The following is a 17845-nucleotide window of genomic DNA, read 5'->3' as shown; positions in this document are numbered from 1 at the left end:
CCTGACGTTTTTTAATCCGAAAACGCCGCATTCTACACTACATCCACGAAACCAGGAAATGCTCTTACCGCTAGCATAGCTGGAGTAAATGACGAGTTCTTGCGTGAGTTGTAAATAAAGATAAGGGCCAGTGAAATCACTGACCCAATGGTGAGGAAGTCGTCTCGATGCGGACTAAATCTGGCGGTAAACCGACGCGAAGAATCACCGGCTGCCACGACTGCCGGGAAGCCAGGCCCGGCGAGAGGCCGCGCGCTACCAGAAACCCGCCGACGCCGCCCAGTATCGCCCCGCAGAGGGAGGCGAAATCATTGGCAAACAGCACCTGGAATATTGATGCCATTACGAACAAACCCACTAACGGCGCCATATAGACCAATACTGCCGACCCTAGCAGGCTGCTCTCGGCAATACCCAGCTCGACCTTTTGCCCGGCCGACAGCGGCTGTTCGCAGGGAACGCTAATTGTATGGCTGGTTTGCGGCCCTAGCTTATTCAGCACCCGGCTTCCGCAACCGGCGCGAGAAGCGCAGCTGCTGCAGGAGGCTTTGACATCGCAATGCACCAGCGCAACGCCATTGTCCCAGGAAACAACCGTCGCCCACTCTTTAATCATTGTACTGCCCTGAATTTGATACTGTCGGAAATCCGCTTGGCGGTTTGCGGAGGCAGCTCGCCAACAATGGTGATTTCTGCGTTATCACGCACGGTAGTCGCTACGGTACGACGGCCGGTACGCAGTAGCTGATCGGTGCTATTTGCCGTGGCGCGATTGATATTAATGGAGAAACTAAACAGCCCGTCGGAATACAATCGGGACTCTACCGGCCCATCGAAAGTGGGCAGGCGACGCTGGCTGCTGGACACTTCGGCAACACCCTGCGGCAGCCAGGTTGGCGCCCAGTTAAAGTTGGCCTTATTGCCCCCCTCCGGAACGGACAGCTGCGGAGGTAGATTAGCTTTAGACAGGGTTTCCATGCTGGCGCTGACATTATCGCCAACGTTGAAGGAGACCACCCGGAACTGCTCAAGCGTTTCGCCATCCCGATCAAGCAGATCCACCCGCAGCGGAAGCTTAGTTTCCGCATCCAGCCAGGCGATATAGCTATAGCGGGTACCATCGCGAGCCACGACGCGAACCACATCGCATAGACGATCGGCAATACGCGTACGCCCAACGGAAATGAAGTCGTAATAGGATGAAAGACGTTTAAAGTCGGAGTAAACCAGCGAGGGCAGCGAATCAACAATATAGTCGCCGTTCAGCGTAAAAGGATCGAGCCCGGGTTCAAAGTAGCTAATCTCCGTTCCGCGCAGCACCACTTCCCGACGGGGGCCGTCGAGCTGGAGAAGCTGAGCCAGAGTGCGATTATCCAGTTTAGCGTGTCGATAGCGCAGCGACTCAACACCCTGCTTGTTGATGCTGACGAAAGAGAGCTCGTAATTAAGGGACTGGCTGGCCAGATTCATCTGCTGCAACAACGCCCCGGACGATGTATCAGCCGAGGCGTTTACGGAGAAGAACAGGCTGCCTGCCATGAGCGACATGGCACACCAAAGTTGCTTCATTACTGCGATTGCGTTCCTAAAGTTTGATAGCCCGGCACCTGAACAGCGGCTTGTTGAGTCTGGGCCTGGCCAAACTGCAGCTGTTCCGCATGCAGGCGACGCTGCAATTCATAATCCTGCAGCATAGCATTAATTCTGCGGCGCTGTTCCTGCACTTGAGCCTGCTGGCCGGTACCTGCTGAGGCATCCGCCGGTACGCCCAGGCTAACCGGGCTGGCCTTACCCATCATCGGCATGGTGTTAAACACCGGCGCTTCCGGCTGCTGAGAGGTATCAGACTGGCCATTATACTGTTGAACGCCAACAATCACAGCCAGAGATACGCACGCGGCAACGCCCATCTGGGTGAGCGAACTGGCCCACGGGCGAACTTTTTGCCAGAAAGGCATCTGACGCCACTGGTGCGGTGCGGGCTGAGATTCCGGAATAAGAGGAACCGTCTGACGAACGGGCTCGTTTTCAATGGCGGCCATGACGCGAGCTGAGATATCAAAATGGAGCATCTCACTCGTATCGCCTCGCAGCGTATCGCGGATGAGATGGTAGCTCTCCCAGGTTTTTTGCATTTCAGATGAACGCTCCAGCTCATTGAGCAGTTCGTTATCCAGCGTTTCACCATCCATTAAGGCCGAAAGTTTTTCTTTCTGCATGCCTGATACCCTTTTCCAGTATTCCGCTATCGTCAACGCCTGATGAGCGGTTGAACTTTATTATCAATAGCTTCTCGCGCCCGGAAGATGCGTGAACGCACTGTGCCCACCGGACAATCCATGATGGCGGCTATTTCTTCATAGCTCATGCCATCCAGCTCCCGCAGGGTAATTGCCATGCGTAAATCCTCCGGAAGCGACTCAATGGTACGAAAGACTATCTGTCTCAGCTCTTCTGACAACATTAAGTTCTCAGGGTTCGAAATTTCTTTCAACGCCCCACCGCTTTCGAAGTTTTCAGCATCATTTGCATCAACATCGCTGGATGGCGGACGGCGCCCCTGAGCAACCAGATAATTCTTCGCCGTGTTTACGGCAATGCGATATAACCAGGTGTAAAAAGCACTATCCCCCCGGAAAGAATCCAGCGCACGCCATGCTTTAACGAACGATTCCTGAACAACGTCAGCGATATCGCCCGGCGGCACGTAGCGGGAGACCAGGCTTGCAACCTTATGCTGATAGCGTACCACCAGCAGGTTAAATGCTTTCTGATCTCCTTTCTGGACCCGTTCAACAAGGACCTGATCCGTTAACTGCTCGCTCATCCGAGGTAATGTCTCCCCAAACCCAATTCCCATGCGTATTCAAAAACACCACCCAATTACTGCATAAATGAGCAAGCAGAGGGTTGGAGTGTCTGAAAACAATAAAGTTCCGTTACGCCTTTGTTTTTCGTTCGGCATCGGCTGACGGATTGTTATCTCTCATTATATGTCCCGGTAGCTAAACGATATGTAAGATAATAAGAAAAAGCGCAAGACCCGCCAGAAGGGTAACGTAACCCGACTTTTATTTCACTATAAAATCTGAAGCTAACGAGCGGCTTCGCAAAACCTTTCGTAGACGTATCTCCCGCCACATTGTGACTCCATGTTTAGCCTGCACAACCAGCAGTAAAAAAAGTGTACGAATTATCGCTGGCTGGTGCTATTGTTCGGTAATCGTGTTTAGTAAATTAAACAAAGACTATGAATACAACTCCTGATTCCTCCTGTGATGTGCTAATTGTTGGCAGCGGCGCTGCTGGTTTATCTCTCGCCCTGCGCCTGGCGGAACGCTGTACGGTCACCGTTCTCAGCAAAGGCCCAATTAGTGAAGGGTCTACTTTCTATGCGCAAGGCGGCATCGCCGCCGTGTTTGATGAAACCGACAGCGTTGAATCCCACATCGAAGATACGCTGATTGCGGGAGCGGGTCTTTGCGATCGCCATGCGGTCTCCTTTGTTGCGAGCAACGCTAAACCCTGCGTTCAATGGCTTATCGATCAGGGCGTTTTGTTCGATACTGAGGTACAGGCAAACGGCGAAGCGAGCTATCACCTGACGCGCGAAGGGGGGCACAGCCATCGCCGTATCCTCCACGCCGCCGATGCGACCGGGAAAGCCGTAGAGACCACCCTGGTGAGCAAGGCGCTGGCCCACCCTAATATCCGGGTGCTGGAGCGCAGCAACGCCGTTGATCTGATTCTCTCCGATAAAATCGGCCTGCCGGGAACGCGGCGCGTTGTGGGGGCCTGGATCTGGAACCGTAATAAAGAAGCGGTTGAGACCTGCAGCGCAAAAGCTGTGGTGCTGGCGACCGGCGGCGCAGCGAAGGTTTATCAGTATACGACCAACCCTGACGTCTCTTCCGGGGATGGTATTGCAATGGCCTGGCGAGCCGGCTGTCGGGTCGCCAATCTGGAATTTAATCAGTTTCACCCAACGGCGCTGTACCATCCGCAAGCGCGCAATTTCCTGTTAACGGAAGCGCTGCGCGGCGAGGGCGCACTGTTGAAACGTCCGGACGGCACACGGTTTATGCCGGACTTTGACGAGCGCGGCGAACTGGCTCCGCGCGACATTGTCGCCAGAGCGATCGATCATGAGATGAAGCGCCTGGGCGTTGACTGTATGTATCTCGATATCAGCCATAAACCGGCAGAATTTATCCGCCACCACTTCCCGATGATCTATGAGAAGCTGCTGGGGCTGGGCATTGACCTGACAAAAGAGCCAGTTCCCATTGTGCCGGCGGCACATTATACCTGCGGCGGCGTGATGGTTGACGATCATGGGCGCACTGATGTTGACGGACTGTACGCCATTGGCGAAGTGAGCTACACGGGATTACACGGCGCTAACCGTATGGCTTCAAATTCATTGCTGGAGTGCCTTGTTTACGGCTGGTCCGCTGCCGAAGATATCGTTAAGCGTATGCCGTTCGCTCAGGCGGTCAATAAACTGCCTTCCTGGGACGAAAGCCAGGTCGAAATACCTGATGAACTGGTCGTAATACAGCACAACTGGCATGAGCTGCGCTTGCTGATGTGGGATTATGTCGGCATCGTGCGTACCACTCGTCGTCTTGAACGCGCCCTGCGCCGTATTACTATGCTGCAACAGGAGCTGGACGAATACTACGCCCGCTTCCGTGTCTCTAATAATTTGCTGGAGCTGCGTAACCTGGTACAGGTTGCTGAGCTGATTGTACGCTGTGCCATGCAGCGTAAAGAGAGCCGCGGGCTTCACTATACGCTGGACTATCCTGAGCAATTGCCCGACAGCGGACCGTCGGTGCTCTCGCCGCTGGCTCACATAAAAAGATAAAAATCCTGGGTCAAAGCGGTAAATCCTTCGGAATATTGCTGCTCTGGCCCGCGGATAACTAATCTGTCGCTAAAGCACTCTTCCCCCGCCGACGGCGAAAAAGCCAGCAGAACCCGATGCGGCGGGCGCATTTCCGTTTCCGCGACATCCGTTCGTAGACGCAGATGCCAGCCCATATTCTGCGCCCGCTGCACAAACGCGTTACCGATGTCGACCGGAAGCACAACGCAGAAAAACCCCTCTTCCGTAATAAGTTCGGCGGCGCAGGTTAATAATGTTGCGTGATCGAGAGAGGAAGTGTATCGAGCCTGCTCGCGCTGCGAGGTGGCGCAAGGTACACCTTCTGCGAAAAAAGGCGGGTTGCTGACAATCAGCTCATAGCGTCGGGTTTGCCGCGGCTGCCATTGCTGAATATCGGCCTGATGAATCTGCAGACGCCCGGCCCATGGAGAATCCGCGGCGTTTTCTCGCGCCTGTTGTGCCGCCTCTTCGTCAAGCTCCACGGCATCCACGATGACCGTCTCCCCGGTACGCTGCGCGAGCATCAGGGCTAACAGGCCGCTGCCCGCGCCGATATCCAGCACGCGCTTAACCTGCGCGATCGGGGCCCATGCGCCAAGTAAAATGCCGTCGGTACCCACTTTCATCGCACAGCGATCGTGGGCGACAAAAAACTGCTTAAACGTAAAACCATTGCGCGGCAGCGCGAACTTCGACTGGGACATCCTCGATAACCTTGCGGACAAAAACTCCTGAGCGTAAGGCTATGCACAATACCGGAGAACAGATAGCCTTACAAACAGATGAACATTGCGTCCGTAACGTCTATAATCGGCGGTCCACTCAGAGGTAGATCATGACTGTAACGACTTTTTCCGAACTTGAACTCGACGAAAACCTGCTGGACGCTCTCCAGGACAAAGGTTTCACACGCCCGACAGCCATTCAGGCCGCCGCTATTCCGCCTGCGCTTGATGGCCGTGATATTCTCGGTTCAGCCCCGACAGGCACCGGTAAAACGGCGGCGTATCTTCTGCCCGCGTTGCAGCATCTGCTCGATTTTCCGCGCAAGAAATCTGGTCCGCCGCGCATTCTTATCCTGACCCCAACTCGCGAACTGGCAATGCAGGTTGCCGACCACGCGCGTGAGCTGGCAAAACATACTCATCTGGATATCGCCACCATTACCGGCGGTGTCGCCTATATGAACCATGCTGAAGTGTTCAGCGAGAACCAGGATATTGTGGTCGCCACGACCGGCCGCCTGCTGCAGTATATTAAAGAAGAAAACTTTGATTGCCGCGCCGTTGAAACCCTGATCCTTGATGAAGCGGACCGCATGCTGGATATGGGCTTCGCGCAGGATATCGAACACATTGCCGGTGAAACCCGCTGGCGTAAGCAGACGATGCTGTTCTCCGCCACCCTCGAAGGTGACGCCATTAAAGATTTTGCTGAACGCCTGCTGGAAGAACCGGTAGAAGTCTCGGCAACGCCCTCCACCCGCGAGCGTAAAAAAATTCACCAGTGGTATTACCGTGCCGATGACGTCAAGCACAAGACCGCTCTGCTGGTCCATCTGCTGAAGCAGCCGGAAGCGACGCGCTCTATCGTCTTCGTACGTAAGCGCGAGCGCGTTCATGAACTGGCGGGCTGGCTGCGTGAAGCGGGTATCAATACCTGCTGGCTGGAAGGCGAGATGGTGCAGGCGAAACGTAATGAAGCAATTAGCCGCCTGACCGATGGTCGAATTAACGTGTTAATCGCTACCGATGTTGCCGCACGCGGAATCGACATCGCGGACGTAAGCCACGTATTTAACTTCGACCTGCCGCGCACGGCAGATATTTACCTGCACCGTATTGGTCGTACCGGCCGGGCGGGTAAAAAAGGTACGGCTATTTCACTGGTTGAAGCCCACGATCATCTGCTGCTGGGTAAAATTGGCCGCTATACTGAAGAGCCGCTAAAAGCCCGCGTTATTGATGGGCTGCGCCCAACTACCCGCGCGCCAAGCGAGAAGCAAACCGGTAAACCGTCCAGGAAAGTATTAGCGAAGCGTGCAGAGAAGAAAGAGAAAGAAAAAGAGAAGCCGCGCGTGAAAAAACGCCACCGCGATACCAAAAACATTGGTAAGCGTCGTAAACCAAGCGGAGTGGATACCGCGCAGAAGCCAAACGAAGAGTAAAAAAACGCCGGGATATCCCGGCGTTTTTACATCAAAGTTGAGTCTTACAGGCTTTCGGTAAAAGTACGGGCGATAACGTCGCGCTGCTGTTCCGGCGTCAGGGAGTTAAAGCGCACCGCATAGCCAGAAACGCGAATGGTCAGCTGCGGATATTTTTCCGGATGTTCAACCGCATCCAGCAGAGTTTCGCGACGCAGAACGTTCACGTTCAGGTGCTGACCGCCTTCCACGCGGACTTCAGGCTTCACGTCTACCGGGATTTCACGGTATTCGATCTCGCCCAGATTGCTCACCGCAACCACGTCATCTTCAGCAAAACCGGCTTTCGCGCACAGGCAGCGGGCTTCGCCTTTTTCGCTGTCCAGCAGCCAGAAAGAGTTCAGCAGGTCGTCATTTGCAGCTTTAGTAATTTGGATACCAGTAATCATTTTATGCCTCCCAGGCAGTGTTTGTTCGATTATTGGCCTTCGCGGCCAATTGGTAAAACCATTGTTGTATGAGTGTATATATATCAGCCGGGCATCCGGCATTCTTTGATTTAAATCAACAAAAACCCCATCACAAAAGTGGGTATAGGCAGATATTATTGTTTTACATCAAGTTACGCTACATCCTTCAGCAAAAAAATTTGTAAGTTTTCAATTTTTTTTGCACAAAGAACGCCAGTGGGATGGCGCAAATTTTGTGTTGTAGAAAGATGCAGTTAAGCTATGGCAATGACACTTTGCAGGAGAGCAAAATGACCACCCCATTAACCTGGCACGATGTGCTGGCAGAAGAGAAGCAGCAACCCTGGTTTGTTAATACCTTAAAAACGGTTGCTGAAGAGCGGCAATCGGGCATCACTATCTATCCTCCACAAAAAGACGTTTTCAACGCGTTTCGCTATACCGAGCTAAGCGACGTCAAAGTGGTGATCCTCGGTCAGGATCCCTACCACGGACCAGGACAGGCTCACGGCCTTGCCTTCTCTGTTTTACCGGGCGTTGCGACCCCTCCTTCTCTGCTGAACATGTATAAAGAGCTGGAAGGCACGATCCCGGGCTTTCAGCGCCCAAATCATGGTTATCTCGAAAGCTGGGCGCGTCAGGGGGTTTTGCTGCTTAATACCGTATTAACGGTACGCGCCGGGCAAGCGCACTCTCACGCTAGTCTCGGATGGGAAACCTTTACCGATAAAGTGATTTCACTGATTAACCAGCATCGGGAAGGGGTTGTATTTTTGCTGTGGGGTTCACATGCGCAAAAGAAAGGCGCGATTATCGATCGCCAGCGCCATTGCGTGCTCAAAGCGCCGCATCCGTCACCGCTCTCCGCGCACCGCGGCTTCTTCGGCTGTAATCATTTCGTCCTGGCGAATGAATGGCTGGCTGAACGCGGCGAAGCGCCAATTGACTGGCTACCCCGGCTGCCGGCTGAGAGCGAATAAAGCAGACCAGTGTTAAAAATCAATCACCACCTCCCCAGGAGGTGGTTTAGGGATGACAATGAAAATGCCAGCATTACGCTGGCATTTATCGTTCTGCGACAAGCTATCAAGCTTTGTTCTGTCGCCACCATTCTGCCAGCAGCACGCCGGTTGCCACGGAAACGTTCAGGCTTTCAACGTTGCCGGTGCCTTCGATAGCAATATTCAGATCGGCGCTGGAGATAGCGGCATCAGACAGACCGTCGCTCTCCTGTCCTAACACCAGCACCATCTTCTTCGGCAGCTCGGCTTTAAACAGCGGAGTCCCGTTATGACTGGAAGTTGAAACAATCGCGTAGCCCGCTTTACGGAAGCGCTCAAGCGTATCGATAAAGCTGTCGCCCGTAATCGGTTCAACGTGTTCTGCCCCGCCTTCGGCGGTACGAATCGCGGCACCGGACTCCATAACGCCAGCATCCTGCACAATTACGCCCTTAACGCCGAAGTGCGCGCAGCTGCGCATGATGGCGCCAAGGTTGTGCGGGTTGCCGACATCTTCCAGCGCCAGCACGCAATCTTCAGCGTCGGCTTTCGCCACCCACTGCTCAACAGAGGTGCCATGACGTTTTTTAATCAGGAAGCAAACTCCGCCGTGGTGTTCAGTGCCGGACGCTTTCGCCAGCTCTGCTTCATCAACGACGTGATAAGCTTTACGGTTAGCCGCCATCCAGCGCAGGGCTTCTTTGAAGCGCGGAGTCACGCTCTGGATAAACCAGGCGCGCACAATAGCGTCCGGACGGCTCTGGAAAAGCGCCTGGCAGGCATTTTCGCCGTAAACACGGGTCTCTTCCGCGCGTTGGCGACGCAGCACTTCAGGATCGATAAAGCTTTTTCCGCTGATCCCGCCGTGATCCGCTTTTACCGGCGCCTCATCACCCGGCGCGCGGGATACGGTACGCCACGGAGAGGAACCCTCACCGCCGAAGCCTTCACGCTTGCGATCGTCACGTTTACGATCGCCACCGCGGCTGTCTCTTTCATCGCGCGCAGGGCGGTTACGACCGTCAACACGAGACTTTCCTGGGCGTCCCCCACCTTTCCCGGTACGCGGGTTATGGGTACGTCGGTCAGAATCATCATCACTGCGGACATACATCACTTTGACCTTGCCGCTTTTATTTTTCAGTTCGTCGTCGCTCATTCATTTTCTCCACCTGCGCTGCGCGAAGCGCGCAGATTACCCGATGTGCCATCACTTAGCCATTATTTCATTTAAAAGCCTGAGTCTATCGTAATCATTGAATAAAACTCATTGTCCTTTATTAGTACTGCATCGATAATATGTAACATTACAGAAACAAATCGGCCACGTGCCGCGCTGCAACCCATAACCAGAGGTTAGTTATGAATACCGTTTGTGCCAGTTGTCAGGCTCTGAACCGCATCCCCGACGATCGTAGCGCTGATGGCGCGAAATGCGGGCGCTGCGGCCACGATCTTTTTGACGGCGATGTGATCAACGCGACCGGGGCAACGCTGGATAAACTGCTGAAGGACGATCTGCCCGTTGTCGTTGATTTCTGGGCGCCGTGGTGCGGCCCCTGCCGTAACTTTGCGCCCATTTTCGAAGATGTGGCTGAAGAGCGCAGCGGCGAAATGCGGTTCGTGAAAGTGAATACCGAAATGGAACGCGAACTGAGCGCCCGCTTCCGCATCCGCAGTATCCCGACCATTATGATGTTCAAAAATGGCGAAGTCATCGACATGCTGAACGGCGCCGTACCAAAAGCGCCTTTCGATAGCTGGTTGAACGAAGCCGGCCAGCAATAAACCCGACGGGGCACCGCTTGTGCCCCGTTTTTACCTCTGCGACAATGGCGTTTTTTCTTAGCGATCCCCATGACTGATAACGCCGTCCTTCGCCTTCGCGCCGAACGTCTCGCGCGCGCCACCCGGCCTTTTCTTGCTCGCGGCAACCGTATTCACCGCTGCCAGCGCTGTTTGCTGCCGTTGAAACAGTGCCTCTGCGCGACCCTTAATCCCGTTGCCGCCACCAGCCGTTTTTGCCTGGTGATGTTCGATACCGAGCCAATGAAGCCCAGCAATACCGGACGCCTGATTGCCGATATCCTGCCGGATACGGAAGCCTTTCAATGGTCGCGAACCGAACCGCCGCAGGCGCTTCTCGATCTCGTTGCCGACGCGAGATATCAGCCAATGGTGGTTTTTCCGGCCTCCTATGCCAGCGCCGGGCGCCGGGTACTTGACGCACCGCTTCCCGGCAAACCTCCGCTGTTTATTATGCTCGACGGCACCTGGCCCGAGGCGCGAAAAATGTTCCGCAAAAGTCCCTGGCTTGATGCGCTGCCGATGATTTCCGTTGATCTGTCCCGCGTCTCCGCTTATCGCCTGCGAGAAGCCCATGCAGAAGGCCAATACTGTACCGCTGAAGTCGCCATAGCGCTGCTGGATCTTGCGGGGGATGTCACCGCAGCCAGCGCCCTTGGCGATCATTTCAGCTTATTCAGAACGCGCTATCTGGCAGGAAAAACACAGCATAAGGGCGGTATCACAGCACAACTGACAGAAAACGTTTAAAATCATTCGGTCACTGGGGATCAAAGGAGACCGGAATGAGCCAACGAGGCCTCGAAGCATTGCTGCGGCCGAAATCGATCGCCGTTATCGGCGCATCAATGAAACCACAGCGCGCCGGTTATCTGATGATGCGCAACCTGCTGGCTGGCGGGTTTAACGGCCCTGTCCTTCCCGTTACGCCGGCGTGGAAAGCGGTTCAGGGCGTACTGGCCTGGCCTGACGTCAACAGCCTGCCCTTTACCCCCGATCTCGCGGTGCTTTGCACCAATGCCCGAAGAAACCTTGAGCTTCTGGAAGCATTGGGGCAAAAAGGGTGTAAGACCTGCATTATTCTCTCTTCCCTACCCGAACAGTATCCCGCGCTGCTTGAATGCGCCGCCCGCTATCAAATGCGCCTGCTCGGGCCGAATAGTCTCGGCCTGCTTGCGCCCTGGCAGGGCCTTAACGCCAGCTTTTCGCCGGTTCCTATCCATCGCGGTAAACTGGCGTTTATTTCGCAATCGGCGGCCGTATCCAACACCATCCTCGACTGGGCCCAGCAGCGCGAAATGGGGTTTTCTTACTTTATTGCGCTCGGCGATAGCCTGGATATCGACGTTGATGACCTGCTCGATTTCCTTGCTCGCGACAGTAAAACCAGCGCTATTCTGCTCTATCTTGAACACCTTAGCGACGCCCGTCGCTTTGTCTCCGCGGCCCGTAGCGCATCGCGCAATAAGCCTATCCTGGTGATCAAAAGCGGGCGTAGTCCGGCGGCGCAAAAGCTGCTGCACGTCAATTCCGGTATGGATCCGGCCTGGGACGCCGCTATTCAGCGCGCGGGTTTGTTGCGGGTTCAGGATACTCACGAACTGTTCTCTGCGGTGGAAACCCTCAGCCATATGCGCCCACTGCGCGGCGAGAAACTCATGATTATCAGTAACGGCGCAGCGCCGGCTGCGCTGGCGCTGGATGAGCTTTGGCTGCGCAACGGCAAACTTGCCGCTCTCAGCGAAGAGACCAGCGATCTTCTCCGCCAGGCGTTGCCTGAAACCATGGATATCGCTAACCCACTGGATCTCCGCGATGACGCCAGTAGCGAGCACTACCTCAAAGCGCTGAACGTGCTGCTGGATAGCCATGATTACGACGCGCTGCTGGTGATCCATTCACCCAGCGCGGTTGCTCCGGGGACGGAAAGCGCGCTGGCGCTGATTGACGCCCTGAAGCGCCACCCGCGCGGTAAATACGTTACGGTTCTGACTAACTGGTGCGGTGAGTTTTCATCGCAAGAGGCGCGTCGTCTGTTTAGCGATGCGGGACTACCGACCTATCGTACCCCCGAAGGGACGATAACCGCGTTTATGCATATGGTGGAATACCGGCGTAACCAGAAGCAGCTCAGAGAGACCCCGGTACTGCCAGTCTCATTAGCCACTAACACAGCCGAAGCGCATAGTCTGTTACAACGCGCAATCAATGAAGGCGCCACCACGCTGGATACCCATGAAGTGAGTCCCGTTCTGCGCGCTTACGGTATTCATACTCTACCGACGTGGATTGCCGCGGATAGCGCCGAGGCCGTGCATATCGCCGAACAGATAGGTTACCCCGTCGCGCTCAAGCTCCGCTCGCCAGACATCCCCCATAAGTCGGAAGTCCAGGGGGTCATGCTTTACCTACGTACGGCTACCGAGGTACAGCAGGCCGCGGACGCGATTATCGATCGCGTCAAAATGACCTGGCCGCAGGCGCGTATTCACGGACTGCTGGTGCAAAGCATGGCCAATCGAGCCGGGGCGCAGGAGCTGCGGGTCGTCGTCGAGCACGATCCGGTTTTTGGACCGCTGATCATGCTGGGCGAAGGCGGCGTCGAATGGCGAGCAGAAGATCAGGCCGCCGTCGCACTCCCGCCGCTCAATATGAACCTTGCGCGCTACCTGGTCATCCAGGCCATCAAAAGCAAAAAAGTGCGCGGGCGCAGCGCGCTGCGTCCGCTCGATATTCCCGGCCTGAGTCAGCTACTGGTACAGGTATCGAATTTGATCGTCGACTGCCCGGAAATCCAGCGCCTCGATATCCACCCTCTGCTGGCTTCCGGTCACGAGTTTACCGCCCTTGACGTCACGTTAACTCTTGCGCCGTTCACTGGCGATAGTGAAAGCCGCCTGGCCATCCGCCCTTATCCGCAGCAGCAGGAGGAGTGGGTGGAGATGAAGAATGGCGAACGCTGCCTTTTCCGTCCCATACTCCCGGAAGATGAGCCGCAGCTGCTGGCCTTTATCGCGCAAGTCACGAAGGAAGATCTTTATTATCGTTACTTCAGCGAAATCAACGAATTTACTCACGATGATTTAGCTAACATGACGCAGATCGACTACGATCGAGAAATGGCCTTTGTTGCCGTGCGCACGACGGCTGAAGGGAATGAGATCCTCGGCGTGACGCGAGCGATCTCCGACCCGGATAACATCGATGCCGAGTTTGCCGTACTGGTGCGCTCTGATTTAAAGGGTATGGGTTTAGGCCGTAAGCTACTGGAAAAGCTCATTGCCTATACGCAAAGTCACGGTCTGCAGCGGCTGAATGGCATTACTATGCCTAATAATAAAGGCATGATTGGACTCGCCAGAAAGCTAGGATTCTCAGTTGATATTCAGCTTGAAGATGGAATTGTCAGTTTGTCTCTACAGCTTGTACCTGAGCAATTACAATCGGCTGGCCGCAATTGTTGACTACTTTAACGGGTAGTAATGGTATTATTGCCCGCTTACGTCGTCTGCATGGTACAGAAGACCCTTCAATAAACAGAGAAGAAACGCACTGTGATGTTGTCAAAATTTAAACGCAATAAACATCAACAACACCTTGCCCAACTCCCTAAGCTTTCTCAGTCAGTTGATGATATCGAGTTCTTTTACGCTCCGGCAGATTTTCGGCAAGCGTTACTGGCCAGGATAGCTCAAGCCACCCAGCGTATTTGTATCATTGCGCTCTATCTGGAACAGGATGATGGCGGTAAAGGAATTTTGCAGGCGCTGTACGACGCTAAGCGTCAGCGTCCAGAGTTAGATGTCCAGGTGCTGGTTGACTGGCATCGTGCCCAGCGCGGGCGTATTGGCGTCGCCGCGTCAAACACCAACGCCGACTGGTATTGCCGCATGGCGCAGGAGAACCCTGGCGTCGATATCCCGGTTTATGGCGTTCCAGTCAATACCCGGGAAGCTCTCGGCGTCCTCCATTTCAAAGGCTTTATCATTGATGATTGCGTTCTCTACAGCGGCGCCAGTCTGAACGACGTTTACCTGCATCAGCACGATAAGTATCGCTATGATCGCTACCAGTGCATTCGCAACGCGAAAATGGCCGATGTGATGTTTGACTGGGTTGCGAATAACCTGGTGCAAGGTCGCGGCGTTAACCGCCTTGATAAGGCCGATCGCCCAAAAAGCCCGGAAATCAAGAATGAAATCCGCCAGTACCGCCAGGAGTTGCGCGATAGCCGCTACCATTTCCCAGGCGATGCCGACGAAGAACAGCTGTCGGTAACCCCGCTAGTTGGCCTGGGCAAGACGAGCCTGCTGAATAAAACCATTTTCCATCTGATGCCCTGCGCTGAACATAAGCTGACTATCTGCACCCCCTATTTCAACCTGCCGGCTCTGCTGGTACGTAATATCATTCAGCTGTTGCGGAGTGGCAAAAAAGTCGAAATTATTGTCGGCGATAAAACCGCCAATGATTTCTATATTCCGGAAGATCAGCCATTTAAAATTATCGGCGCGCTGCCCTATCTTTATGAAATTAATCTGCGGCGCTTCCTGAGCCGTCTGCAGTATTACGTGAATACTGACCAGCTCATTGTCCGTTTATGGAAGGATGATGATAACAGCTACCACCTGAAAGGCATGTGGGTTGATGATGAGTGGATGCTGCTGACCGGCAATAATCTGAACCCGCGCGCCTGGCGGCTGGATTTGGAAAACGCGATTCTTATCCACGATCCAAAGCATCAGCTTGGTGCCATGCGCGAAAAAGAACTCAGCCTCATCCGCAAACATACCACGATCGTTAAGCACTATCGCGATCTCCAAAGTATTGCCGACTACCCGATAAAAGTACGCAAACTGATCAGGCGCCTGCGACGTATTCGAATCGACCGCCTTATCAGCCGTATTCTTTGAATTTCCGCCCCGCTCAGCGGGGCTTTTTCCTGGAATTTGTATGCGCAATATCATGCTTATTGCCCCGCTGTTACTACTGACCGGCTGCAGCCATATGGCCAATGATTCATGGAGCGGTCAGGACAAAGCCCAGCACTTCCTCGCCTCAGCGATGCTTTCTGCCGCAGGTAACGAATATGCCCAGCATCAAGGCTATAGTCGCGACCGGAGCGGCGCTATTGGCTTTATGTTTTCCGTGAGCTTAGGGGCATCGAAGGAGCTATGGGACAGCCGCCCGTCGGGGAGCGGCTGGAGCTGGAAAGATTTCGCCTGGGATGTGGCAGGCGCCACAACCGGCTATGCGGTATGGCAGCTGGCACATCAATAAATCTACAAGCGCAGCCCTTTACCTTTACGATGCAGCGTCAGAGAGACCAGAAAAGCAATCGCCCCCATGACGGTCACGTACCAGTAAAAAGCGTGCTCAATTCCCACAGATTTTAGCGACAGTGCGACATACTCGGCCGAGCCGCCGAATAGCGCATTGGCTACAGCGTAAGAAAGCCCAACGCCCAGAGCACGTACCTGGGCCGGAAACATTTCAGCCTTCAGAATGCCGCTGATTGAGGTGTAGAAACTGACGATCAGCAGGGCGCATATCACCAGAGCAAACGCCGCATACGGCGAACTCACGTTTTGTAGCGCATTAAGAATCGGCACGGTAAAGAGGGTGACCAACGCGCCAAAACAGAGCATTGAGGTACGACGGCCAATCTTGTCCGAGAGGGCGCCAAAAAGCGGCTGAACCAGCATATAAACAAATAAAGCAGCGGTCATAATCATGCTGGCGGTGCCCGCTGTCATACCCGCGGTATTGACCAGATATTTTTGCATATAAGTGGTGAAGGTATAAAAGCTTAACGACCCGGCGGCAGTAAAGCCCAGTACCATAATAAATGCCTTGCGGTTACGCCAGAGCCCTTTGAACGAACCAGCCTCTTTTAACGCGCGCGTTTCCTGCTTAGAAGTTTCGTCCAACTGGCGTCGCAGCCACAAGGCCACGATGGCCAGGACTGCGCCAAGGGCAAACGGAATACGCCATCCCCAGGCATGAAGATCTTCATCACTGAGGATCTGTTGTAATGCAACAACAACCAGCACCGCCAGAAGTTGACCACCAATCAGCGTGACGTACTGAAATGAGGCATAGAACCCTTTCTTACCTTCTACGGCAACTTCGCTCATATAGGTGGCGCTGGTACCGTATTCCCCCCCGACGGATAATCCCTGGAATAAACGTGCAAGCAGAAGCAGAGCCGGAGCCCAGGTTCCTATCGTTGCATAACCCGGCAGGCAGGCTATCACCAGTGAACCAAAACACATCATGCATACGGAAATCAGCATAGAAGTTTTGCGTCCACGACGATCAGCAATGCGCCCGAATATCCATCCCCCGATTGGACGCATCAGAAAACCGGCAGCAAACACTCCTGCCGTTTGTAACAATTGGGTTGTGGTATTCCCGGAAGGAAAGAAGATGTGCGCGAAATAGAGTGAGCAAAATGAATAGACATAAAAATCAAACCATTCCACCAGATTCCCTGACGATGCCCCAACAATGGCCCATATACGGCGCCGGGTATCGGCATGTTCCAGCGATTCACGTTCGCTAATACTGCTTTCTGTCATTGTAATTCTGCTCCAGCAAAGACTGCAATCTGCCTCATCGGGTGTCCCCGCGCCATCAGGCAAATCAGTTAGTAAATTAAATGTTATATAATTGTTATTTTTTGGTTTGTGATCCTATTCACATTTTTTTTCGTAATGTAGCTTTTCGCGATTAAAAATAGATTCTTAAGGATTAACAAAGTGAAATATGGTGAAGATCGGGCAATACAGTTTTTTATATAGGCTAAATCGCGGTAAATATTTATGCGGGGCGAGGAACATCGAGGTTGAAAATTACCCCCATTGAGCCTGATGTTTCTTTTTTCTCTGGAGATAATCTTCATCCTGCCGAAGTTTATCCCACCATTGTTTAAAGACTGCCGCAGCTGCTGCCTTAACAGGATCATTACCACGTGGATTCAGGCAGCCATCCTTCGCATATTTTTTACCACCTTTGTAATTGGCATATCGTCTTGCCCGGGTGTAGCCCATCTGAATAAATTTGCGCGCCATATCCATACCAACGAAATCATTCTGCTGTCGATAAAACTCGAAGAGCTGATAAATTTCCCTGGCAGATTCAGTCGCGGATGCTTCATCTTTATAGCGCCAGTAGGGAAGGATTTCGCTTTTATAGGGCTCAACCAACAACACGCCCTGTTCGCCTCTTCCTACCTGATAGAGCTCCGGGTGCTGGCGAAAATCGATGCTGGAAAAGTCTTGCTGGTAATTAAAAGGCTTAATGGCCATTATTTTCTCTCATGCCCACAGGTACATATTATAAGCCTGGTACATAAGTCTGGAATGTGGAGAAGGAATTACTCTGGATCTTATACAGGGAGACAGCATAAATCCGGCAGGATTCATGAGGGATATTGGATACAGGGAGAACGATATCCGACAGTTACAGACGACTAAAACGCAAAAAGCCCATCCGTCAGGATGGGCTCTTCACTTGTTTGATGCCTGGC

At 53.7% G+C, this 17845-nt stretch carries 17 protein-coding genes; 8 read left to right on the top strand and 9 right to left on the bottom strand.

The genetic code is table 11. The features are described 5' to 3' along the window. Window positions 1-136 precede the first annotated feature (136 nt). Genes rseC through rpoE form a run of 4 tightly spaced genes read right to left on the bottom strand, consistent with a single transcriptional unit; the run spans window position 137 to window position 2827 of the window. A complete protein-coding gene (gene rseC, locus ABLV12_RS18825; RefSeq protein WP_064398101.1) occupies window positions 137-616 on the bottom strand; it encodes a SoxR-reducing system protein RseC in 480 nt (159 codons plus the stop codon). Continuing rightward, window positions 613-1569: a sigma-E factor regulatory protein RseB gene (gene rseB / locus ABLV12_RS18820; RefSeq protein WP_004104581.1), complete on the bottom strand. Its 957-nt coding sequence runs from the start codon at window positions 1567-1569 to the stop codon at window positions 613-615. Before rseB ends, rseC begins: the two co-directional genes overlap by 4 nt. Beyond that, window positions 1569-2219: an anti-sigma-E factor RseA gene (rseA, locus tag ABLV12_RS18815; protein ID WP_004104582.1), complete on the bottom strand. Its 651-nt coding sequence runs from the start codon at window positions 2217-2219 to the stop codon at window positions 1569-1571. Before rseA ends, rseB begins: the two co-directional genes overlap by 1 nt. A gap of 32 nt (window positions 2220-2251) precedes the next feature. Then, window positions 2252-2827, bottom strand: coding sequence for an RNA polymerase sigma factor RpoE (gene rpoE, locus ABLV12_RS18810; protein ID WP_004104583.1), 576 nt, complete (start codon window positions 2825-2827; stop codon window positions 2252-2254). A gap of 423 nt (window positions 2828-3250) precedes the next feature. Here rpoE and nadB point away from each other — a divergent pair, with 423 nt between their 5' ends. Continuing rightward, a complete protein-coding gene (nadB, locus tag ABLV12_RS18805; RefSeq protein ID WP_004104584.1) occupies window positions 3251-4870 on the top strand; it encodes an L-aspartate oxidase in 1620 nt (539 codons plus the stop codon). On the opposite strand, the gene ABLV12_RS18800 is transcribed toward nadB, so the two are convergent. Further along, a complete protein-coding gene (locus ABLV12_RS18800) occupies window positions 4855-5595 on the bottom strand; it encodes a tRNA1(Val) (adenine(37)-N6)-methyltransferase (RefSeq protein ID WP_004104592.1) in 741 nt (246 codons plus the stop codon). The genes nadB and ABLV12_RS18800 overlap by 16 nt on opposite strands. Before the next feature lie 131 nt (window positions 5596-5726). On the opposite strand from ABLV12_RS18800, the gene srmB reads away from it, so the two are divergent. Then, window positions 5727-7058 (top strand): ATP-dependent RNA helicase SrmB, encoded by a 1332-nt coding sequence (gene srmB, locus ABLV12_RS18795; protein ID WP_004114487.1) that lies wholly within the window; start codon window positions 5727-5729, stop codon window positions 7056-7058. Window positions 7059-7102: 44 nt separating this feature from the next. Here the strand turns inward: srmB and grcA are convergent, their stop codons facing one another. Continuing rightward, the gene (grcA, locus tag ABLV12_RS18790; RefSeq protein ID WP_004104596.1) at window positions 7103-7486 is read right to left on the bottom strand and encodes an autonomous glycyl radical cofactor GrcA; all 384 of its coding nucleotides are present in this window, start codon (window positions 7484-7486) and stop codon (window positions 7103-7105) included. A 311-nt stretch (window positions 7487-7797) separates the two neighbouring features. On the opposite strand from grcA, the gene ung reads away from it, so the two are divergent. After that, a complete protein-coding gene (gene ung / locus ABLV12_RS18785; RefSeq protein WP_004104597.1) occupies window positions 7798-8487 on the top strand; it encodes a uracil-DNA glycosylase in 690 nt (229 codons plus the stop codon). 106 nt (window positions 8488-8593) lie between these two features. On the opposite strand, the gene ABLV12_RS18780 is transcribed toward ung, so the two are convergent. Continuing rightward, entirely contained in the window at window positions 8594-9667 is a 1074-nt protein-coding gene (locus tag ABLV12_RS18780) for a tRNA/rRNA methyltransferase (protein ID WP_004104598.1), read from the bottom strand. A 203-nt stretch (window positions 9668-9870) separates the two neighbouring features. Here ABLV12_RS18780 and trxC point away from each other — a divergent pair, with 203 nt between their 5' ends. The 5 genes from trxC (at window position 9871) to ABLV12_RS18755 (ending at window position 15594) form a co-directional block, all read left to right on the top strand. Next, window positions 9871-10296, top strand: coding sequence for a thioredoxin TrxC (trxC, locus tag ABLV12_RS18775; protein WP_004104599.1), 426 nt, complete (start codon window positions 9871-9873; stop codon window positions 10294-10296). Between the two features lie 69 nt (window positions 10297-10365). Continuing rightward, window positions 10366-11064 (top strand): tRNA-uridine aminocarboxypropyltransferase, encoded by a 699-nt coding sequence (locus ABLV12_RS18770; protein ID WP_004114489.1) that lies wholly within the window; start codon window positions 10366-10368, stop codon window positions 11062-11064. A 35-nt stretch (window positions 11065-11099) separates the two neighbouring features. After that, window positions 11100-13778: a protein lysine acetyltransferase gene (gene pat / locus ABLV12_RS18765; RefSeq protein WP_064398092.1), complete on the top strand. Its 2679-nt coding sequence runs from the start codon at window positions 11100-11102 to the stop codon at window positions 13776-13778. Window positions 13779-13871: 93 nt separating this feature from the next. Further along, window positions 13872-15227, top strand: coding sequence for a CDP-diacylglycerol--serine O-phosphatidyltransferase (gene pssA, locus ABLV12_RS18760; RefSeq protein ID WP_064398091.1), 1356 nt, complete (start codon window positions 13872-13874; stop codon window positions 15225-15227). Between the two features lie 40 nt (window positions 15228-15267). Next, window positions 15268-15594 carry a YfiM family lipoprotein gene (locus ABLV12_RS18755; RefSeq protein WP_004104604.1) on the top strand — a complete coding sequence of 109 codons (327 nt, stop codon included), beginning with the start codon at window positions 15268-15270 and terminating at the stop codon, window positions 15592-15594. 2 nt (window positions 15595-15596) lie between these two features. On the opposite strand, the gene ABLV12_RS18750 is transcribed toward ABLV12_RS18755, so the two are convergent. Together ABLV12_RS18750 and ABLV12_RS18745 are read right to left on the bottom strand one after the other, a co-directional pair. Continuing rightward, entirely contained in the window at window positions 15597-16895 is a 1299-nt protein-coding gene (locus tag ABLV12_RS18750; RefSeq protein WP_004104606.1) for an MFS transporter, read from the bottom strand. A 273-nt stretch (window positions 16896-17168) separates the two neighbouring features. Then, complete coding sequence (locus ABLV12_RS18745) at window positions 17169-17624, bottom strand: DUF4385 domain-containing protein (RefSeq protein WP_004114495.1); 456 nt, start codon at window positions 17622-17624, stop codon at window positions 17169-17171. Between the last annotated feature and the right edge of the window lie 221 nt (window positions 17625-17845).

Source organism: Klebsiella sp. CN_Kp100, from assembly GCF_040065315.1.
GTDB lineage: Bacteria > Pseudomonadota > Gammaproteobacteria > Enterobacterales > Enterobacteriaceae > Klebsiella > Klebsiella oxytoca.
The sequence above is the reverse complement of the archived record's forward strand: the minus strand, read 5'-3'. Positions and strand labels throughout refer to the sequence as shown.

Bases quoted from the DNA above. Each gene is read 5' to 3' on its own strand.
- ABLV12_RS18745 (WP_004114495.1), bottom strand. From the start codon at position 17,624: ATGGCCATTAAGCCTTTTAATTACCAGCAAGACTTTTCCAGCATCGAT.
- ABLV12_RS18750 (WP_004104606.1), bottom strand. From the start codon at position 16,895: ATGACAGAAAGCAGTATTAGCGAACGTGAATCGCTGGAACATGCCGAT.
- rpoE (WP_004104583.1), bottom strand. From the start codon at position 2,827: ATGAGCGAGCAGTTAACGGATCAGGTCCTTGTTGAACGGGTCCAGAAA.
- trxC (WP_004104599.1), top strand. From the start codon at position 9,871: ATGAATACCGTTTGTGCCAGTTGTCAGGCTCTGAACCGCATCCCCGAC.
- pssA (WP_064398091.1), top strand. From the start codon at position 13,872: ATGTTGTCAAAATTTAAACGCAATAAACATCAACAACACCTTGCCCAA.
- ABLV12_RS18755 (WP_004104604.1), top strand. From the start codon at position 15,268: ATGCGCAATATCATGCTTATTGCCCCGCTGTTACTACTGACCGGCTGC.
- ABLV12_RS18780 (WP_004104598.1), bottom strand. From the start codon at position 9,667: ATGAGCGACGACGAACTGAAAAATAAAAGCGGCAAGGTCAAAGTGATG.
- ABLV12_RS18800 (WP_004104592.1), bottom strand. From the start codon at position 5,595: ATGTCCCAGTCGAAGTTCGCGCTGCCGCGCAATGGTTTTACGTTTAAG.
- rseB (WP_004104581.1), bottom strand. From the start codon at position 1,569: ATGAAGCAACTTTGGTGTGCCATGTCGCTCATGGCAGGCAGCCTGTTC.
- pat (WP_064398092.1), top strand. From the start codon at position 11,100: ATGAGCCAACGAGGCCTCGAAGCATTGCTGCGGCCGAAATCGATCGCC.
- rseC (WP_064398101.1), bottom strand. From the start codon at position 616: ATGATTAAAGAGTGGGCGACGGTTGTTTCCTGGGACAATGGCGTTGCG.
- nadB (WP_004104584.1), top strand. From the start codon at position 3,251: ATGAATACAACTCCTGATTCCTCCTGTGATGTGCTAATTGTTGGCAGC.
- grcA (WP_004104596.1), bottom strand. From the start codon at position 7,486: ATGATTACTGGTATCCAAATTACTAAAGCTGCAAATGACGACCTGCTG.
- srmB (WP_004114487.1), top strand. From the start codon at position 5,727: ATGACTGTAACGACTTTTTCCGAACTTGAACTCGACGAAAACCTGCTG.
- rseA (WP_004104582.1), bottom strand. From the start codon at position 2,219: ATGCAGAAAGAAAAACTTTCGGCCTTAATGGATGGTGAAACGCTGGAT.
- ABLV12_RS18770 (WP_004114489.1), top strand. From the start codon at position 10,366: ATGACTGATAACGCCGTCCTTCGCCTTCGCGCCGAACGTCTCGCGCGC.
- ung (WP_004104597.1), top strand. From the start codon at position 7,798: ATGACCACCCCATTAACCTGGCACGATGTGCTGGCAGAAGAGAAGCAG.